This is a genomic window from Paenibacillus lignilyticus, assembly GCF_017942085.1.
In the GTDB taxonomy this organism is placed as follows: domain Bacteria; phylum Bacillota; class Bacilli; order Paenibacillales; family Paenibacillaceae; genus Paenibacillus_Z; species Paenibacillus_Z lignilyticus.
On the sequence record NZ_JAGKSP010000023.1, the window covers coordinates 40199 to 60060 of the forward strand.

A 19862-nucleotide genomic window follows, 5' to 3' on the forward strand; every position below is an offset into this window, starting at 1 on the left:
ATAACGGCCCGAAGGATAATCCTTCGGGCCGTTAACCATTAGCTTGCCAAAATAGCAGTGAGTTTCTCTTGGAACGCCGGCACGCCTACACGTTTCACGAAGTTGTGGAACGATTCGCCGGATTCGCGGTCTTCTTTGTAGAACAGCAGCAGCTGTGCAAGCACGCCGCCAAGGTCGTCGCCTTTGACGCGGCCTTTCAGCGATTCGTTAAACTTAGCGCCAGGTCCAAGAATACCGCCAACCGCGATATCAAATGCATCGACCATGCCTTCAGGTGTTTTCACGAGAGCACCTTGCAGACCGATGTCGGCAATATGCTTCTGGCCGCAAGCGTTCGGGCAGCCGATGAAGTGAATGCGGATTTTCTCATCCAGTTCCACTCTCTCATCAAGGTACTCTGCAACGCGGCGTGCGCGTTCTTTGGTTTCTACGACTGCCAGGTTACAGAACTCGTTACCCGTGCAAGAAACGGTACGGCTCATGAACGGCTTCGCGCTAGGGGAGAGACGTTTCAGAACAGGCAGTTGAAGCGCAGCTTCCACTTTATCGTCCGGAACGCCGGCTAACATAATGTTTTGCGACATCGTTGTACGGATTGTTCCGTCACCGAACTCGTCTGCAGCATCGGCAAGCTGTTCCAGCTCATCGGAATTCGTCCGACCTACCGGTACGTTAAGACCGATGAAGTTCAGTCCTTGCTGCTTCTGCGGGAATACGCCATCGTAATATACCGCGTTCCAGCCAACGATCTTGCTTTCGCCTGCAGTTGGCATTTCCCCGATAATTTCGATGAGCTTCTCTTGGAATTTCTCAGGACCCCAGTCCGCCATCAGGAACTTCAAGCGAGCTTGGTGACGCTTCTCGCGGTAGCCGAAGTCACGGAAGATCGTAGTAACACCGATCGAAACCTTAAGCACTTCCTCAGGACGAACGAACATGTCCAGTTCTTTCGCAAGATGAGGCTTCGCGGATAAACCGCCGCCCACATATACATGGAAGCCGATAACTTCTTCTCCATCAATGACCTTAGTTGCAGGCGTGAATGCGATGTCATTAATCTCTGCATGGGCATTGTTATAGATGTTAGAAGAAATGGACATTTTATATTTGCGAGGCAAATTGGAAAAATCACGGTTCATGAGGTAGAAATCATTCACTTGCTCAACAAGCTCACGAGTATCCATCAGCTCATCCGGATCGATTCCGGCAAGCGGGTTTCCAACGATTGTACGCGGGCAGTCGCCGCACGCTTCGTAGGAGTACAAGCCCACTGCTTCAAGGCGGTTAAAGATATCAGGCAGATCTTCGACTTTAAGCCAGTGATATTGAATCGCTTGGCGTGTAGTGACGTCGATGAGATCACGACCGTAATCGCGGCCGATGGAAGCAATTGCACGTGCTTGTGCGGATGTAATAATACCGGTATTGATCCGGATACGCATCATGAAATAGCCTTCACGGGGCTTCTGCTCATAAACGCCGGCCCATTTGAAACGGTTCATATCGTCTTCGGGAATGGAAGCATATCCTTCCTTCGAATACTTGTCGATGATGGTACGAATTACATCCAGACCGTCTTTTTCCATTTTAATAAACTCAAATTTATTTAATTTGGAAGGGTCATTCATCCATACGGCTTCATATGCCATTGCTTCGTTCCTCCTAGGAATGTTATGCTCGGTTTGATCTGCTCTAAAGGGTCCGAAAATCCGACGATTTCCGTATGAAATTACTATTATGAATGGTAACATAATTCAAACCATGCGACAATGAGAAGCAAAAGGACAACTATAAGGATTATTTATAAGTAACAAAGGCTCTGATTATAATGAATGCACCATCGGCAAAATATAAGAAAGTATTTCCGTTCATGATACTTTACTTCTATGAATGGTGACAAACTTGTTACGATTCTCGTTTGTGGCTTGCATCGAGTTCGTGATGAGGCTAACATAAGTAATATAGGCTACGTGCGAAAATAAGGAGGTCTTCACCAATGTTTCTTGCTGAGAACGCTACAGCGACAATCTCAAAGTTCGATCCAATGGATATTATGATGCTGTTATTTACAATCGTTATTTTCATCGGCTGGGTTCGTTTGCTCATGGCTCGCCCGAAGAAAAATGTATTCGCAATCGGATTTACAACCGTATCGTTGCTCGTATTCCTGTTCGCGAACTACGTTATGATTTTCAAAGTCTGGCTGCAGTAATGGATGGCAGCCGTACCGATATAAGCCGCTTCGGCTCTTGCGCACCGTGTGCAAGAAGGCCGAGCGGCTTTTTTTGTGCTCAAATTCAACACTTAACTCGTAAAACCAAAAAAACGCCGGCCATAAAGGCCGGCGTTTCTTCGGTATGGATTAAACCCACCACATCTCGCCAAGCGGCTCTTTGATGAGGATGGATTGCAGGTTTTGAACAGCTTTCGTGAAGCCTTCGTCAACGGACATCAGGCCGTCTTCGTGCTCGATGCTGACAACGTAGTCGTAGCCAACAAGACGTAGTGCGCTGATGATATCAGCCCATACTTTCATATCATGACCGTAACCCACTGTGCGGAACTGCCAAGCGCGGTCAAGCATCAGTGCATAAGACTGCATGTCCGTTACGCCGTGCTTGTTCACGTTGTTCGTGTCGATCGTCGTATCCTTCGCATGGAAGTGGTGGATCGCGCCGGCACGTCCAAGAATATGGATCGCTTGTACCGGATCGATTCCTTGCCACCACATGTGGCTCGGGTCAAGGTTAGCGCCGATTGCATCGCCGCAAGCTTCACGCAGGCGAAGCAGCGTTGCAGGACTGTGAACGGAGAAGCCGCCGTGCAGCTCCAAACCGATTTTGACGTTGTTTTCTGTAGCTAGCTTCGCGATCTCGCTCCAGTAAGGGATGACTTTCTCTTCCCACTGCCATTTCAAGATGTCTTGGAAATCGTTTGGCCATGGTGCAACCGGCCAGTTCGGATATTTTGCATCCTCATGGTCGCCAGGGCAGCCGGAGAATGTGTTTACAACAGAAACGCCAAGCTTGTTAGCAAGTACGATCGTTTTGCGGATGACAGCATCATGCTCGCTTGCGATCGCTTTTTGCGGGTGAAGCGGGTTTGCATGGCAGCTCAGTGCGCTGATCGTCAAGCCGCGGGAAGCAATCGCATCTTTGAATGCTTTGAGTTTGCTTTCGTCAGCAAGCAGAGTGTCAGGATCGCAGTGTGCGTTGCCTGGGTAGCCGCCGGTGCCGATTTCAATAGCATCCAAGCCCTTCGATGCGATGTAGTCCAAAGCATCTTCAAATGATTTCTGTGCGAATAGGACAGAGAATACGCCGAGTTTCATACGTGTATAGTTACCTCCCAAATGGATATGTATTGCGAATGGCATTACTTATTATAGCATGGGCAGAAGGCAAGGTTAAGATTCAACGTCTGCAATGCCAAAAAAGCATAGTAAGTGGACAAAAACTGACTTCTTGCAAAGCATATTCCCCTAATTGTTAGTTTTGGTTAAATATAGTAGAATCATGCTAGTGTTACTAGAGTTCATACTAAAGTACTAGCAGCGAGAAAGTAGGAGGAATCAGATGGGACGAAGAGGGTGGCGATTGGCATTTGCCGTGATAACGGCAGGAGCATTGTTAACGACCGGTACCGCAATTGCAGCAGGAGGCTCCACGACCACCGCACTAGATGCGAAGATCATTAATGGAGAGGTTTATGTTAAGGCGAGTGCGATGACACAAGCGCTCGGCGGTACCGGAGTCTATGATTCGAAGACACACAGCTATGCGTACACGCCTAAATCGCAGATACCCGATGTCATCAAGAAAGTTTCCCCGTCCGTTGTTGGCATCATCGGGAAGCCGACGGAAATTGGCGATTCTAATCGATTTGCATTAGCGCATGGAACAGGCGTCATCTGGAAGGCGGATGGCTGGATTGTGACGAATGCCCATGTCGTGAAGGATATGAAGAATATCGTCGTCGTTACTGCAGATGGCAAGCAGTATGCGGGCAAGCGGGTCAACATCGATGAGACGAGCGACTTGGCTCTTGTCAAAATCAATGCCACGAAGCTGAAACCGGCGACCTTCGCTTCGGTGCCTCTTCAACTCGAAGTAGGGGAGCCTGTAATCGCGATCGGCACGCCTGTATCGTTCTCGCTTCGAAATACCGCAACAACCGGCATTCTGAGTGGAATGAATCGTTCCATTGCGTCCTACTACAAGCTGCTTCAAACCGACGCGGCGATCAATCCCGGCAATAGCGGCGGACCGCTTGTAAACGCGAAGGGCGAGGTAATCGGCATTAATTCGCTTAAATTTGTCAGCGATGGCGTCGAAAGCCTGGGCTTCTCCATTCCGACGGATACCGTGCGTTATGTAGTCAATCAGTTCTTTAAATACGGTAAAGTGAAGCGGCCATCGCTTGGCGTTGAGCTTCAGGAAAGCTGGTCGGCCATTGTCGGCTTGCCGACAACCGAACCGCTTGAAATCGAATCGGTCTGGAGCGAGGGTGCCAAGAAGGGAAATCTTCACCCCGGCGATCAGATCTATTCCGTGGGCGGCAAGCAAGTGGCTTCAATAGTTGAGGTTAACGAACTGCTCAAAGGTTATTTGCCGGGACAGCAGATCGAAATCATGATCCAGTCGGAAGGCGACCTTATTACGAAGAAAATAACGCTGACTGAAGCCAAATAATACCTACCACCTTATAAGGGAGACTTCACTTACTATGAAGAAGAAATTGCTGGCAATCCTCATTACGGCTTGTATGTTATTCGCACTTATGCCGATCACCGCAGGAGCGGCAGCAGAGGCGCTGGTCATCAAGCTGGCGATCGGAAGCCCGACATTATCCGTTAACGGCAGCACGTCTGCCATTCAGAAGCCGTTCAAGCTGAACGGTACGACGATGGTTCCGCTAAGTGTCATTACTAAAGCTTTCGGAGCCGGCTTAAAGCTGGAGAACAATAAAATCATTACGCTCTCTTATAATTCTACAAAGGTTGTCCTGACCATCGGCAGCAAAATCGTCAAGGTTAACGGTGCACCGGTAACCTTGACGGCAGAGCCGAAAATCGTGAACGGCGTTACGATGGTTCCGCTTCGCGTCATCGTATCTGCATTTGGCGCCAAGCTGACGCTGAGCGGCAACCAAATCACGATTAACGGCGTTAAAGCCAACGCTTCCGGCACATCAACGGGCTCAAACACCGGCGGTATTAACTCGGATGCAGGCAAAACGAAGGTAGGCGACAGCTATTATGGCTGGACGATGAACTATCCTTCGGATTTGGTGCTTAGTTATCAATCCGATAACGGCAGCGCAACACAGTGGGCTTCCGCACAGGATGACCGTCGCGTCAGCGTATTTGTGGATGACGTGGATCAGGCCTATACCCGCGAAGAACTTCGCGATCATATTATTGGATACTTCGCTGAGGATGAGTTTGCCGTTGAGAAGAAAACGCTCACGCTTGGGGATTTAAGCGTCGAACGAATCATCAGTAAAGAACGCAACGGGTGGTACTTTGATAACCGCGCGGTTCAAGTTGGAAATCGCATTTACTTTTTTGCGGTAGGCGTTAAAGCCGATTCCCGTGATAAGCTGGATGCCTATCAAGATCTCTTGAACAGTTTCAAACCCTCTTTCGCAGCAAATGACGTTAGCCTGAAAGACATTACCAAGGTAAAAGACGGTTATATGACGGCCATCGATAAGGATTACGGGTTGTCGGTCGCACTGCCGGTAGACTGGCATCGCGATACGGAAGCTGCGACACCTACGTTCCAAAGCGAAGAAGGATTTTTGAGTTTCGAGGTTAGTTCTTTGAGTGCAGGAGACACGGCTCAGGCGTGGCTGAAACGAATTCATGAGGATCTGCAAGAGGAATTCCAGCCCGAGTATCTGCGGAACATCAATGAATCAACCATTGTATTGGCCGATGGGATTGCACAAGTGTTGAGCTTTGAGTACACCCTCGACAAGAAAAATTGGAAAAAAGTTCATGATGTTCTCTTGGTTGCGGGTTCCCATAAATATGAGATCAATTATTATTCCTGGAATGAAGATGCCTCAGCAGGGGATGCGTTATATCGTAAAATCGTGGGCTCCATTAATATCGATACCAATTATATCGAGAAGAACTTCAGCGAATTAGAGGATTCCGAAGAGCTGGAGAAACTGACGGTTCAGAAAACAAGCAAGAAGTACGGTTATTCCATCAAGCTGCCGCAGAGCTGGAAAAGCGATCAGAAGGATTTTGAGAAAGAAGATATTCTCTATTCCATTCCATACGGCATATTCGAAATTAATATCCTAACGGATTTCTCTGCTTCCGATTATGCCTCATCTGCGCAGCAGTTTTACTCTACAGATGCCGATATGGTGAAACTTGGTGCCCAACTGCGCACCAACACGACGGCGACACTCGGCAATGGGCTGTCTGCCAAGAAAATTGTTGTGGATTTCACGAAATCGGATTCGCCTCAAACAGGTGTTTACTATGTGATAGAGAAAGACGGCTTCACCTATGTCCTGTCTTATGTCATCATGCAAGCAAGTGACACCGAGATCAATCGCAGTAAACTTGAGGAAGTTATTAACTCCTTCGCATTCAAAAATTAAAGAATCGTACACGCCGCGCACCGCTTCCAACCGGAAATATTTCGGAGGGGAGCGGCTTTTGCGTCGGGGGGTCGCTTTTGTTTAGGCCAAAGCTCTGGTACACTTAAAACAAATAAGTGATTGATAGATAAGGATGGCGGAAGTCAAGATGGTAATGATCAAGCGGCAAGATGTCGAACTGCTGGCACCGGCCGGCGATTGGGATTGTATGAGGGCAGCTGTGGCAAATGGAGCCGACGCTGTTTTTTTTGGCGTAGAGAAATTCAATGCGCGCGCGCGGGCGAACAATTTTCATACGGACGAGCTTCCGGAGATTATGGCCTTCCTGCATAGCTATGGCGTTAAAGGATTTCTGACCTTTAATATATTGGTGTTTGAAGAAGAGCTTAACAGCGCGAAGCAGTTGATTGAAGCTTGTATCGATGCGGGCGTGGATGCGGTTATCGTGCAGGATCTCGGACTGGTGAAGCTCATTCGCGAGCTGTCGCCGGATTTCCCGATTCACGGCTCGACGCAGATGACGATTACGTCTCCGGAAGCGGTAGAGTTCACGAAACCGTTCGATATCGAACGCGTCGTGCTTGGCCGCGAGAATAATTTAAAGCAAATCAAGACGATCGGCGAACAAGCGAAACTTCCAATGGAAGTGTTTGTTCATGGTGCTCTATGTGTATCGTACTCCGGTCAATGTTTGACCTCGGAGATGTGGGGCGGCCGTTCGGCCAACCGCGGTGAATGCGCGCAAGCTTGCCGGCTTCCGTACGATCTGATGGTAGACGGCGAGCAGAAGCTGATGGGCGATGTTACTTATCTGCTTTCTCCGAAAGATCTTGCAGCTGTTGAGCTTGTACCGGAACTGATCGAAGCGGGAGTCGCGTCTTTCAAAATCGAAGGTCGTCTCAAAAGCCCTGAATATGTAGCCAACGTGGTAAGCAAATACCGCAAGGCGATTGATAAATATTTCGATGGGGATCGTTCTGCTCCTTCGAAGGAAGATCTGCGCGAGCTGCAGCAGAGCTTCTCGCGCGGGTTTACGCATGGCTTCTTGACCGGCACCAACAACAAGAAGCTCGTGGAAGGCACATTCCCGAAGAGCCGCGGGGTCTATCTGGGACGCGTGGAGCGGGTGCTTCGCGATGCGGTTGTCTGCCGGATCGAAGCGCCGCTTAAACGCGGCGACGGGATTGTATTCGACGCCGGGGATCCGACGAAGAAGGAAGAGGGCGGCCGTGTCTACGATTTGCGCAGACAAGGCACGAAGTTCGAAGGCGAAGCACAAGAAGGCACAGTGATTGAACTGGTGCCGGGGCGTAATGATATCGACCTGCGCAAGGTTCATGTAGGCGATCGGGTTTGGAAAACAAACGATCCCGCGCTGGACAAACGTCTTCGTGCTTCGTATGAAACCGAGAAGCCTTACCGCGTATTCCCGCTGCATGTGAAAGTGACCGGCGAGCTCGGACAGCCGCTTCGCACGTGGTGGACGGATGTCGAGAAGGGCAATACGGTTGAAATTGCCTCCGAGCTTCTGCTTGAGCACGCGGAGAAACGTCCGATGGACCAAGCGCTGCTCGAAGAGCAATTGGGCCGCCTTGGCGGCACGGTTTATCAGCTCGAGGCGCTGGAGGTCGACCTGCAAGGCGACCTCATCGTGCCGATGCGCGAGCTGAACCGGATGCGCCGCGAAGCGGCCGAGGCTTTGGCGGGCGAGCGGCCGAAGCCGCCCGTGTATGTGAAGCGCGCCGTCGAGGTTTACGACGACGTGCGCAGCCGCGGCGCGAGCGCAGGCAGCGCCGGCGCCGGTGGCGAGCTTGCGGCCGCAGGCCGCGGCGCCGGGGCAAAGCTGACGGTGCTCTGCCGCAGCTTGCCGCAGCTTGAAGCTGCGGTTCGCTCCGAGAAAGTCGGCATGGTTTATGCCGATTTCGAGTTCATCAAGCAGCTTCCGGCTGCGATGGAACTTGCGCGGAGCGCGGGCAAGCCGATCGGGCTGGTGACGCCGCGGATTCATATGCCGAACGAGAACGGCTACCATGCGAATATTTTGAAGCTGAAGCCGGATGCCGTGCTGGTACGGAATACGGGTGCGCTGTATTACTATTTGCGGGCACGCGCTTCCAAGCCGAATGAGCCGTTCCCGACGTTGATCGGGGACTTCTCGCTGAATATCGCGAATCATAAAGCAGCGGATCTGTTCTTCGATGCCGGCTGCAGCTTGGTAACTCCGTCCTATGACTTGAACGTACAGCAAATGTTCGATTTGCTTCGCAACAGCGATACGTCGCGCATGGAAGTCGTGATCCATCAGCATCTGCCGATGTTCCATACGGAGCATTGCGTGTACTGTACGTTCCTCAGCGAAGGCACGGATTTCACCAACTGCGGCAGACCGTGCGAAGATCGCCGCGTGTCGCTGCAAGATCGAATCGGGATGTCTCATCCGGTTCGCGTCGATGAAGGCTGCCGGAATACGGTCTATAACGCCATCGAGCAGTCAGGCGCGGAATACATCAAACAATTTGGTGATCTTGGCGTAGCCTCTTTCCGGATCGAGTTTCTGGAAGAGACCGCTGACAAAGTGGATGAGGTTATTGAGCTGTACAGCGACGCCATCGCAGGACGAATTGGCGGTACGCAAGTATGGCGCAGCTTGAAAGCCATTAATCAGCTCGGCGTTACAAGAGGTCAGCTGGTCAAATAAATACGCAGAGGGGCAGCTATATGGCGGCCTCTCTTTTCTTATATAGTCTTTATTTCCTACTCTTCCCTTACAAATTTCTTTCATATTTCGACAGTCAGGGAGGTTTTCGGGATTGGGGGGCGAATAGTAGCATTAATTCATGTTGTGTATATTTCGTGCCGATATGTCATTTGTACCTGTCGGAACTCGAGAATAAGATGGGCTTGGTGAGGATAACCAATGAAACAACCTAACAAGGTGAAGAGCAACCAGGACGGTTGGCTCATGGAAGTATTGAAGGCGGAACAGACGATTCTGGATGGCCAAATGCCCGCTATTACGCAATTGTTGGCTATTCCGGCTGATATAAGAATGAAATCGCCGCTGCTGCTTCGCGCTGAATGCGAGGACGGTTTGCTTCGGGGACGACTAATCGAAACCAAGCAAAGACTGGAAGCGGCGCTTCGGGGTTTTGCCGCGCAAGCGGATGATTCCTCGATGCTGACGATGATGGCGATGCTGGGTCTATTGTATGAGCAGGTAGGCGATAAGCAGGAGTCCAAGCCCGTAATGGCATTGCTGGCACAGGAGTGGGAACGGAACCCGGAGAATTGCAGCGGGTTTGTACCGTGGGCACTGGCCCATGCGGCAGCCAACGGCTCTGCGAATTATGAAATGGCGCAGCGTCTGTTTATTATGTCCGCCGAGCGCTTCAGAGAAGAAGGCAAGCCGATATGGATGGGGTTTGTGCTGCTCGATCGGCTGTTGTTTGATCCGCTCGAGAAGGAGCATCCCGATTGGCAGCTATGGCTGCATTGGCTCAAGCGCCATATGGCGAACAACACGTCGGGTGCGGTGCTGGTACATTTGCTGACGAGCAAGGAGCCGGCCGCGGAGCTGTGTGCGATGCTTCCGGAACGTTTCGCTTATTTGAGCAAAGCCATTCTGATGCAGCAGCCGGACGAGAACCTGCCTGCAGATTTGACGGAGGATATCGAAAACACGATCTTCGCCAGCGGAGCCCGATTGAGACGGCTGCTTCAAGAGGGACAGCTTGCTCAAGCGGAACAATTCTATCCGAAGCTGGATCGGCTGCGTAAACTAGTCTCCACGCCTGCGATTGACCGATTGGCAGCAGAGCTTAAGCAGTCCATGCAAGAACAGGCGAATGTGGAAGCGCACACGATCACGTTCTTCGCGCAAGAACAAATTCAACAACAGCAGCTAACCGAGTTGGATCAGCAGTTGGGGGCCGGGCTGCTTATAAAAGACGACATGCAGCAGAGCGCAGAGCCACTGCCTGCAAGCGACAACGATCATGTCAACGATAAGGAGCATGCCGCTGAAACGGCAACGGCAAAGTGGCGGGTGCAGCTCATTGACGGGATCAGCTTCAGCACGCCGGAAGGCAAACTGGCTGAACCGATATGGAAGCGGCGCAAAGCCGGAGAATTATTCGTCTATTTATTGCTTCAACCGGGTTACAAGGCGAATAGAGAGCAGGTCATTGAACGGGTTTTCGGTGAAGGCGATCCCGCTAAACGCTCCAATCAGCTTTATGTCACCCTTCACGACTTACGCTCCTCCTTGAAAGAGCTCGGCATGCCGGAAGATCTTGTGTATGCCAAACGCGGCGTCGTAGGCATCACGGAGTTAACCTTTGAAGCCATCGATGTGGAAAGCTATCTGACGCTCTCTCGTGTCGGCGACCAGCTCTGGATGGATGACCGCGAAGAGGCTTGCCGCTTATATGACAAAGCATTGCCTCTCTACGGCCTGCTTGGAACGGAGCTTCCCTATGCCGAATGGCTTGAGCGAGTCAGGGAGCAGCTCTTGGATCGGCAGACGAATATGATTAAGCGAATAGCCGGCTATTACGGTGAATTGCATGACGAGGCAAGAGTGGAGCAGTGCTTAGCCGAATGGATTGCGCTGCGGCCCGAACAGGAAGAAGCGTACGAGGCCATGATTCGGCTTTGCTTGCGCGGAGATCGGAGAATCGAAGCGATCGGCTGGTACCGCCGCTTAGAGCGCGTTTGCAAAGAGGAACTGGGCAGTGAACCGCTTGAAGAGGTTAGGAGCCTGCTATGGAATTGACGACGACAAAGAATAAGAATCGGCCTTCCTATGCGGGACGCTCGCTGCTTAATCGGCTGCTGCTCATTTATGTCATCGCGCTTGTGCTCAGTTTAATGATTTTGCGTGCGGAAACCATGTTGGTCTCTCACTTCGAAGCGATGTTCCCTTTTCCGTTTATCGTGAACGTGATTGGGGCGGTTATGCTTGCGGTCCTTCTTGTTTGTGCGTCGGCATGGCGGCTGCAGCCGGTCATAAGGGAGCTCCGGGAAGATGCGTCATCTTCCACGGTGAGGGGGATACAACGGGACAACGGTTTGACGAGTACGGCTCTCATTCGTTTGTACCGGATGCCGTATGAGCTTTTGGTCAGTGTGCTGCTGCTCGGATTGTTGATCTCGGCAAGCTTTCATTTGGCAGATATTATCCAGGTGTGGAATGATGAAGACAAAGACGAATACATCGATTGGCTGCAATTGACCGGCATTATGGCGGGGGAGCAAAGTCTCATCATGACGGTGGCGCTCCTGCTCTTCACTTCCGTGCGTCGGCTGTTTCGCCCTTATATGATGAAGCTCCAGCCGCTTTCCGGCAGCTTTGACGGACGGGCGTCGGTTTCGCAGCCGCTTGTTATTACGTACACTTGCACGTTTCTGGTGACGATTCTGAGTCTGTTTCAGCTGGCCATAGTGACAGCAAGGCCGCATGAATCGATGGAGCCCTACAAATTCGGACTGATTGCCTTGTTTTATTTCCTAATCGGCTTAAGTTTGTTCAGTTATGTGACGATGCAATTTAGGCAGGAGCTGAGAGGCCTGATACGGGATATTCGGGGGCTTGTCGGCGGAACGGATATCCGGCATGCCCATACAGCGCCTGTTGTTCATGATGAGGCCGGAGAGCTTGCGGTGGCATACAGCGAGCTGCAGAATCGGATTAATCGGGAATATGAATCACTGGAGCGGGAATTGAAAATGGCTTACAATGTGCAACAGAAGCTCCTTCCGCCCGGAAATCTAACGATAGGCGCTTATCATATTACAGCACGCTGCCAATCGTATCGCGAGGTTGGCGGGGATTTCTTCGATGTGGTGTCGCTTGGCCCGAGCCGGTTTGCAGTCATGATCGGCGATGTGTCAGGCAAAGGCTTGCCCGCGGCACTTATTATGTCGGCGCAGCTGCTCGTGTTCCGCTCTGAAATTCGGAGAAACGGCAGCCCTTCGGAAGTGCTTGCCCGCATGAATCGGCAGCTATGTGAAGCGATGGGGGAAGAAGGCTGTGTTTCCATCGGTGTAGGCGTTATCGATTTAACTAATAATAAGGTGCAATATGCCAGCGCGGGACATCTGTCTCCATACATCATTGCCAAGGACGGGCAGTTCACCGCGATTGAGTGCAGTTCGCTTCCGATCGGGATTGACCCTGAGGCGGTCTACGAGGAGAAAGAGTTACAGCTGAAGGACGGGGATCGATTCCTGCTTTATACGGATGGATTAATTGAGGCGATCGACCGAACCGGCAAAATGTACAGCTTCGAAGGACTGGAAGCGGAGATTGCCACTTGGGAATCGGATGGCGATTTGTCTGCCGTCGTGGATGAGTGGCTTTCGCGTGTCGATCAGGCATGCGGACCGGGTCAAGACGATCGCACCGTCGTCGTTCTGGAGCTTGCGGGCGAATATCGCAGCGCGCTGGATAAATTGGATCTTCCGCGGGGCGATTACGGTGACGTGGCGGCTGCGTTTGACAATCCGTTTATGACGCGCGAGTGGTCCTTGCGCAGCAAGCTTGGCGAGGAGCGGATTATCGCCTTGAAGCTGGGAGATTGGATTCAAGAGAGATGGCCGGAATGCGGGATTAAAGAGGATGTCCAGAGCGCCGTGTGCGAAGCGATGATCAATGCGATTGAACATGGCAACAAGCTGCAGCCGAATACATACGTTACCGTCATCGCCCAAATCGGCGGCATGCTGTCCGTTTGCCGTATTTATGATGAAGGCGGCGGCTATTATCCAAGGCTCTCCCGGGATGAAGCGGAGATGCGCAAGAAGCTGGAATCGGAGGACCCAAGAGGCTGGGGACTGGTTATGATTGATTCGTTGGCTGATTATTGGACGACAGGCCGGGATGAGCGTGGATTTTATACAGAGCTTTATTTTATGAGAAAATTACAAACGGCTTCTAGCGGATAACGGATGACCTGGACGAGGAGGCTTGAGAAGATGAGCGAACAACCATTGCAAATTGAAACGCGGAAATTCCCAAGCGGGATGGTACTGAAGTTGGAAGGCGATTTGAGCAAGGCGGCCGAGGGGAGGCTGATCGCGGGTTTCGAACAAGAGTCGGAGCTCGGCCGAAGCATCCGTTTTCTGGCGCTGGATCTGACGAAAGTCGATTATATTAACAGCGGCGGGATGGCTGTACTGATCCGGCTCGCCCGGATGGGCAGCAAAGCCGGCGTGCATACTTTCGCATGGGGCATTACGCCCCATTACGAGAAGCTGTTCCGCATGGTAGGATTAACGGAGTTTATGATGATTTATCCCAATGAATTTGCCGTTATGCAGCGAATTGAGGCGCTTGAGCTGTAGTCTGGCTTAAGGATGGCAGGATATCTAGATTAGGCGGAGGGCAACATGGAACTGCAATCGGCAATTTATAACGAATGGCGGCATGTATTTAAGCTGGATCCGGAACGTGAAATCAGCGATGAGCGGCTCGATGCCATCTGCATGTCCGGAACCGACGCTATCATCGTGGGCGGATCAAGCGGTGTTACGTTTGACAATACAGTTGATCTGATGTCGCGGATTCGCCGGTATGAGGTGCCCTGTGCGCTTGAGGTGTCGAATGAAGAGGCAGCCGTGCCGGGATTTGACCATTATTTCATTCCGCTTGTGCTGAATACCGATAAGGCGGAGTGGCTCGCAGGCAGACAAATACAGGCGTTGCGTAAATTCGGGGCTTTCATCCCCTGGGAGAACACCTCGGCAGAGGGGTATCTGATCTTGAACGAGGAAGCTCAAGCGGCGAAGCTTACAGGGGCTCGGGCAGCGCTTGACTCCGAGACGGTGGCTGCTCACATTTATATGGCAGATCGTCTGATGCATTTGCCGGTGATTTATATGGAGTACAGCGGCAAGTTCGGCGACATGGAGCTTGTGAAGCGGGCCCTTCGGCTCGTGACGGGAGCAAGGCTGTTCTATGGCGGCGGCATTGATGATGCGGCAAAAGCAAGACAGGCGGCAGCGGCAGCGCATACGGTTATCGTCGGCAATGTCATCTACGATGATCTGGAGGCGGCGCTCTCAACGGTGGAGGCCGTGTTAGCTGTGGAACTGCCCAAGTAATGCAAAGGATAGCGAAAGTGAACAAGAACGGCTTCGAAACGAATCGGCTGATGAATGAACACGCGGATCGTCATTTCGGAGGCCGTTTTTATTTGCAGGAAAATGATTGCAATCTGCCCGGTTGTAATTGACACCGTCATGGCGGTTGTCTAGACTGAAGTAAGGCGAACAAATGCGAACAAAGGGGTTTATTTTCTCTATGTTAAACGAATTCAGCATCGACCAGGCTGTTCAGAAACTGAACGCGCCTCAGCGTGCAGCTGTGCAAGCAACAGACGGGCCGCTGCTCATCATGGCAGGAGCGGGAAGCGGCAAGACGCGCGTGCTTACGCACCGTATTGCTTATTTAATCGAGAAGAAGCGAGTAGCGCCATGGAGCATCCTGGCGATTACCTTTACCAATAAAGCATCACGAGAAATGCAGCAGCGCGTAAGTGCGCTGGTCGGTAATGCCGGTCAAGATATTTGGGTATCGACCTTCCACTCGATGTGTGTGCGTATTTTGCGCAGAGACATTAACCGAATCGGTTTTACGAACAGCTTCTCTATCTTGGATTCCGCCGACCAGCTGTCGGTCATCCGCAACTGTATGAAGGACCTTAATATCGATACGAAGAAAGTCGAGCCGAAGAGTGTGCAGGCTGCACTTGGCGGGGCGAAGAATGAGCTGATTTCTCCGGAGCAGTTCGAGCTGAAGATCGGGGATTATTTTGACGGCATCGTCTCTAAGGTGTATACCGCTTATCAGAAGCGTCTGAAGAGCAACAACTCGCTGGACTTCGACGATCTCATCATGAAGACCATCCAATTGTTCAAGGACGAGCCGGATGTTCTTGCGTTCTACCAGAACAAATTCCGCTACATTCATGTCGATGAGTATCAGGATACGAACAGAGCGCAATACATGCTGTGCAAAATGCTGGCCGACAAACATCACAATATTTGCGTCGTAGGGGATAGCGATCAATCGATCTACCGGTGGCGCGGCGCGGATATTACGAATATTTTGAACTTCGAGGAAGACTATCCGGAAGCGCAAACGATCATGCTGGAGCAGAACTATCGTTCCACCGCGAATATCTTGAACGCAGCCAATGCCGTTATTAAGCTTAACAGCAGCCGGAAGCCGAAGAAGCTGTGGACGGATCAAGGCGAGGGTGAAGCGATTACCGTTTACCAAGCAGATACGGAGCATGATGAAGGATATTTCGTGACAGGAGCCATTCGCAAACATGTGGGCGGCGGTCGGAAGTTTGGCGATCATGCGATTCTTTACCGGACGAACGCGCAATCGCGGGTAATCGAGGAAACGCTCATTAAATCCGATATTCCGTATCAAATCGTCGGCGGCGTAAAGTTCTATGATCGCAAAGAGATCAAAGACCTGCTCGCGTACTTGCGGCTTGTTTCGAACCCGGATGACGATATCTGCTTCCAACGGATTGTGAATGTTCCAAAGCGGGGAATCGGCGATACGACAGTGGCGAAGCTGTTCGACGAAGCGGGCCTGCGCGGGATCTCGGTCTTTGCGCTGCTGGAGCAGTTGGACTGGCTTGACCTGACAGGGCGTGCTCGAACGGCGCTTGCGGAATTCCGCGATATTATTGATAACTTAACGCGTATGGTCGAATACTTGTCCGTGACAGAGTTGACGGAGAAGGTGTTGGAACTTAGCGGCTACCGTGAGGAGCTGCATCGTGAGAATACACTGGAGTCGAAAGCGCGCCTGGAGAATATCGACGAGTTTCTCTCTGTGACGCAGGACTTTGAGAAGCGTAATGAAGACAAATCATTGGTGTCCTTCCTAACGGATCTTGCCCTTATAGCAGATATCGACTCCATGGATAAAGACGAGCCGGAAGGCGGCGTGAAGGATGCTGTCGTGCTGATGACGATGCATAGCGCCAAGGGACTTGAATTCCCGATCGTATTCATTATCGGCATGGAGGAAGGTGTATTTCCTCACAGTCGGGCAATGAATGATAACGAAGAGCTGGAAGAGGAGCGCAGGCTTGCCTACGTTGGGATCACGCGTGCGGAGAAGCAGCTTTATCTGACAAGCGCGCGGATGCGCACGCTGTTTGGTCGGACGAATGCGAATATGCCTTCGCGATTCCTTAGGGAGGTTCCGGATGAACTGAAGACGGATGCGTCGGCAACCGGACGCGGCCGTCCGGCAGGCGGCGGCATCGGGTTTGGCTCGGGAAGCCGAGGTACCGGTGGTTTTGGCGCAAGCGGCGCCGGAGCTTCGGGTTCAACTGGCTTTGGATTCCGCAGCGGTGCGCCATCCCCGGCAGCGCGCTCGGGATCGCTGTCCGGAACGGGCAGTAACAGCAGCGGCGTTCGGGTTACCTCGCCCATGGATGCGGCGCGCGCGGCATCAGGCGCAGCGGCAGGGGCGGGAGCAGGCGGCGAGTTTGTGGCCGGCGATAAAGTATCGCACGGTAAGTGGGGCATCGGCACGATTGTTTCCGTCCGGGGTACCGGCAATGACAAGGAGCTTCAAATCGCATTCCCGGCTCCGGTCGGACTGAAGAAGCTGCTTGCAAGCTTTGCACCGATTACGAAGGTATAAGTAATTTGAACGAGAGAGGGAGAACGTCTATGACGACTGCGATGGAACCGGGATCTAATATCGAGCCGATGAAGCTTGCGAGAATGCGCGAGCTGATAGACCTCATTGCGGAGCACAATCACAACTACTACACGCTGGATCGGCCGACGATCAGCGACAAACAGTGGGATGAGCTATACGACGAGCTGGTACGCTTGGAGCAGGAGACAGGCAGCCTGCTTCCGGATTCGCCTACGCAGCGTGTGGGCGGCGATATCTTGAAAGGCTTTGAGCCTCATCGTCATCGCGCTCGGCTCTGGAGTCTTGATAAAGCGCAGGACACCGAGGATCTGCTCGCTTGGAATACGCGGGTGAAGAAAGCAATCGCAGATTATAACACCAAGAATCCGAGTGAAACGCCGCTGCCCGAACCCGGTTATGTCATCGAGCTCAAATTTGACGGTCTTACGCTTAATTTGACTTACGACGGGGGCAATCTCGTGCAAGCATCGACTCGCGGCAACGGTGTTGTCGGCGAGGGAATTCTTGCGCAAGTGAAGACGATTCGCTCCATCCCGCTGACCATACCGTTCAAGGACGGCATCATTGAGGTTCAAGGCGAAGGCATTATGAATCTTTCCGTGCTTGAAGCTTACAATGTAGCGGCTGTCGAGCCGCTCAAGAATGCGCGTAATGCGGCAGCTGGGGCGCTGCGCAACCAGAATCCGCGGATTACGGCAGAGCGGAAGCTGAACGCGTTCTTCTATAATATCGGGTACGCCGAAGGCGTATCTTTTGAACAGCACGCTCAGATGATCCAATTCCTGAAGGATAACCGGTTTAAGGTTAATCCTTATACGACCTACTGCACGACGATCGAAGAGGTGCAGGCAGAGCTTGAACGCGTTGCCGAAGGACGCGGTGAGCATGATTTCCTCATCGACGGTGCAGTCGTGAAGCTGACGGACATGCGGACGCGCGAGGCGCTCGGCTATACGGATAAATTCCCGCGCTGGGCTGTCGCGTTTAAGTTCGAGGCGGAAGAGACCACGACGATCTTGGAGTCTGTGTCCTGGGAAGTGGGCCGTACCGGCAAAATCACGCCGGTCGCACGCGTCGAGCCTGTCGATCTCGCGGGCGTTACGGTACAGAACTGTACGCTCAACAATATCGGTGATATAGAACGTAAGAATCTCAAATTCGCGCTGGGCACGCATGTAATGATCCGCCGCTCCAACGACGTCATCCCGGAGATTCTGGGCAAAGCCGACGATGAGCCCGGCGTAGAGATCATAGCGCCGACCGAGTGCCCTTCCTGCGGAACGCCGCTGGAGCTGCGCGGGGCGCATCTGTTCTGCAACAATAAGCTTGGCTGCAGACCGCAGACGATCGGCCGGATTACCCATTTCTCGTCCCGTGATGCGATGGATATCGAATCGTTCAGCATTATGACGGCGGAGCAGCTGTTCGACGAGTGCGGCGTTCGCGACCCTGCGGATCTCTATTCTCTGACCTATGAGCAATTGATCGGCCTTGATCGCTTCGGTGATCGTAAGGCGCGCAAGCTGCTTGATGCGCTTGAGAAGTCCAAAGATCGTGATCTCGCGGCATTCCTATTTGCTCTTGGAATCCCGAATACAGGCAAAGCGACAACGAAGATGCTCGCGGACCACTTCGGCAGCTTAAGCGCTGTAAGGGCTGCAACAGTAGAGGAACTCATAGGGCTGCCTGACGTAGGCGGCATCGTTGCGGAAAGCATTTATACGTATTTTAGCGATCCGATTATCTCGGAGAGCTTGGATCGCATGCTGGCCCTTGGCGTTAAAGCAGAGGCGGAGCAGCAAGAGGCGGCGCGGACGGACAGCATATTCAGCGGCAAAACCGTCGTGCTTACCGGAACGCTTTCCCTGATGACGCGCGATGAGGCGGCGAAGAAGCTGGAGGCGCTCGGTGCCAAGATCAGCGGCAGCGTGTCTAAGAAGACGGACTTCGTCATCGCCGGTGAAAGTGCGGGCAGTAAGCTCACGAAGGCGCGCGAGCTTGGAGTAACCGTGATTGAGGATGAAGAAGAGCTGCTTAAGCTGTTGCAGTAATTAGTGTGGTAAACGATTAGGAGCATGAATTCTACGCGGGCTGTAGAGGGCATGCTCCTTTGTCATTTTTTACAAGTTGCATTGGGTTTTCCGATGTGTTAAATTGTTTCTTGTCGCTTCTGAGGCATACGGCAACAACAACATACAGCTTTCGACAGAAAGCAAGAAAGTTGTTGACACATGATGACGAAGCTGGTAACATAATCACTTGTCACCACGAAAGTGAGACAAACAAGTTCTTTGAAAACTGAACATATGAATCACGTCAGATTCAACAATTGTTTTAAATATCGCGAAATTAACGTTTCGCAAAGCTAGTTTTTTGAATGAGCTACCAAGCGAATTCTTAAAAATGGCCAAGCCCTCGGGCTTACCACTTTTATGGAGAGTTTGATCCTGGCTCAGGACGAACGCTGGCGGCGTGCCTAATACATGCAAGTCGAGCGGAGTTATTCCTTCGGGGATAGCTTAGCGGCGGACGGGTGAGTAAC

At 52.0% G+C, this 19862-nt stretch carries 12 protein-coding genes and 1 rRNA gene; 11 read left to right on the forward strand and 2 right to left on the reverse strand.

Going from position 1 to position 19862, the window contains the following annotated elements:
• Positions 1 to 38: 38 nt before the first annotated feature.
• Positions 39 to 1649: a nitrite/sulfite reductase gene (locus I8J30_RS29350; protein WP_210663995.1), complete on the reverse strand. Its 1611-nt coding sequence runs from the start codon at positions 1647 to 1649 to the stop codon at positions 39 to 41.
• A gap of 347 nt (positions 1650 to 1996) precedes the next feature.
• On the opposite strand from I8J30_RS29350, the gene I8J30_RS29355 reads away from it, so the two are divergent.
• Positions 1997 to 2212: a hypothetical protein gene (locus tag I8J30_RS29355; protein ID WP_210663996.1), complete on the forward strand. Its 216-nt coding sequence runs from the start codon at positions 1997 to 1999 to the stop codon at positions 2210 to 2212.
• Positions 2213 to 2362: 150 nt separating this feature from the next.
• Here I8J30_RS29355 and I8J30_RS29360 read toward each other — a convergent pair whose 3' ends face one another.
• Positions 2363 to 3331, reverse strand: coding sequence for a sugar phosphate isomerase/epimerase family protein (locus tag I8J30_RS29360; protein ID WP_091225049.1), 969 nt, complete (start codon positions 3329 to 3331; stop codon positions 2363 to 2365).
• Positions 3332 to 3575: 244 nt separating this feature from the next.
• Here I8J30_RS29360 and I8J30_RS29365 point away from each other — a divergent pair, with 244 nt between their 5' ends.
• The 10 genes from I8J30_RS29365 to I8J30_RS29410 form a co-directional block, all read left to right on the forward strand.
• The gene (locus I8J30_RS29365; protein ID WP_210663997.1) at positions 3576 to 4691 is read left to right on the forward strand and encodes a S1C family serine protease; all 1116 of its coding nucleotides are present in this window, start codon (positions 3576 to 3578) and stop codon (positions 4689 to 4691) included.
• Between the two features lie 34 nt (positions 4692 to 4725).
• Entirely contained in the window at positions 4726 to 6621 is a 1896-nt protein-coding gene (locus I8J30_RS29370) for a stalk domain-containing protein (protein WP_210663998.1), read from the forward strand.
• A gap of 148 nt (positions 6622 to 6769) precedes the next feature.
• Positions 6770 to 9319 carry a U32 family peptidase gene (locus tag I8J30_RS29375; RefSeq protein WP_210663999.1) on the forward strand — a complete coding sequence of 850 codons (2550 nt, stop codon included), beginning with the start codon at positions 6770 to 6772 and terminating at the stop codon, positions 9317 to 9319.
• Between the two features lie 219 nt (positions 9320 to 9538).
• Positions 9539 to 11395 carry an AfsR/SARP family transcriptional regulator gene (locus I8J30_RS29380; protein ID WP_210664000.1) on the forward strand — a complete coding sequence of 619 codons (1857 nt, stop codon included), beginning with the start codon at positions 9539 to 9541 and terminating at the stop codon, positions 11393 to 11395.
• Positions 11392 to 13566, forward strand: a complete 2175-nt coding sequence (locus tag I8J30_RS29385) for an ATP-binding SpoIIE family protein phosphatase (protein ID WP_210664001.1) — start codon at positions 11392 to 11394, stop codon at positions 13564 to 13566. The genes I8J30_RS29380 and I8J30_RS29385 overlap by 4 nt, the downstream gene beginning before the upstream one ends.
• 30 nt (positions 13567 to 13596) lie before the next feature.
• Positions 13597 to 13965 carry an STAS domain-containing protein gene (locus I8J30_RS29390; RefSeq protein WP_210664002.1) on the forward strand — a complete coding sequence of 123 codons (369 nt, stop codon included), beginning with the start codon at positions 13597 to 13599 and terminating at the stop codon, positions 13963 to 13965.
• A 45-nt stretch (positions 13966 to 14010) separates the two neighbouring features.
• Positions 14011 to 14724 (forward strand): heptaprenylglyceryl phosphate synthase, encoded by a 714-nt coding sequence (gene pcrB, locus I8J30_RS29395; protein WP_210664003.1) that lies wholly within the window; start codon positions 14011 to 14013, stop codon positions 14722 to 14724.
• A gap of 199 nt (positions 14725 to 14923) precedes the next feature.
• Positions 14924 to 17299 (forward strand): DNA helicase PcrA, encoded by a 2376-nt coding sequence (pcrA, locus tag I8J30_RS29400; protein WP_210664004.1) that lies wholly within the window; start codon positions 14924 to 14926, stop codon positions 17297 to 17299.
• A 29-nt stretch (positions 17300 to 17328) separates the two neighbouring features.
• Positions 17329 to 19371: an NAD-dependent DNA ligase LigA gene (gene ligA, locus I8J30_RS29405; protein ID WP_240548470.1), complete on the forward strand. Its 2043-nt coding sequence runs from the start codon at positions 17329 to 17331 to the stop codon at positions 19369 to 19371.
• A gap of 378 nt (positions 19372 to 19749) precedes the next feature.
• Positions 19750 to 19862: ribosomal RNA gene (locus I8J30_RS29410) — 16S ribosomal RNA — on the forward strand; the annotation flags it as partial.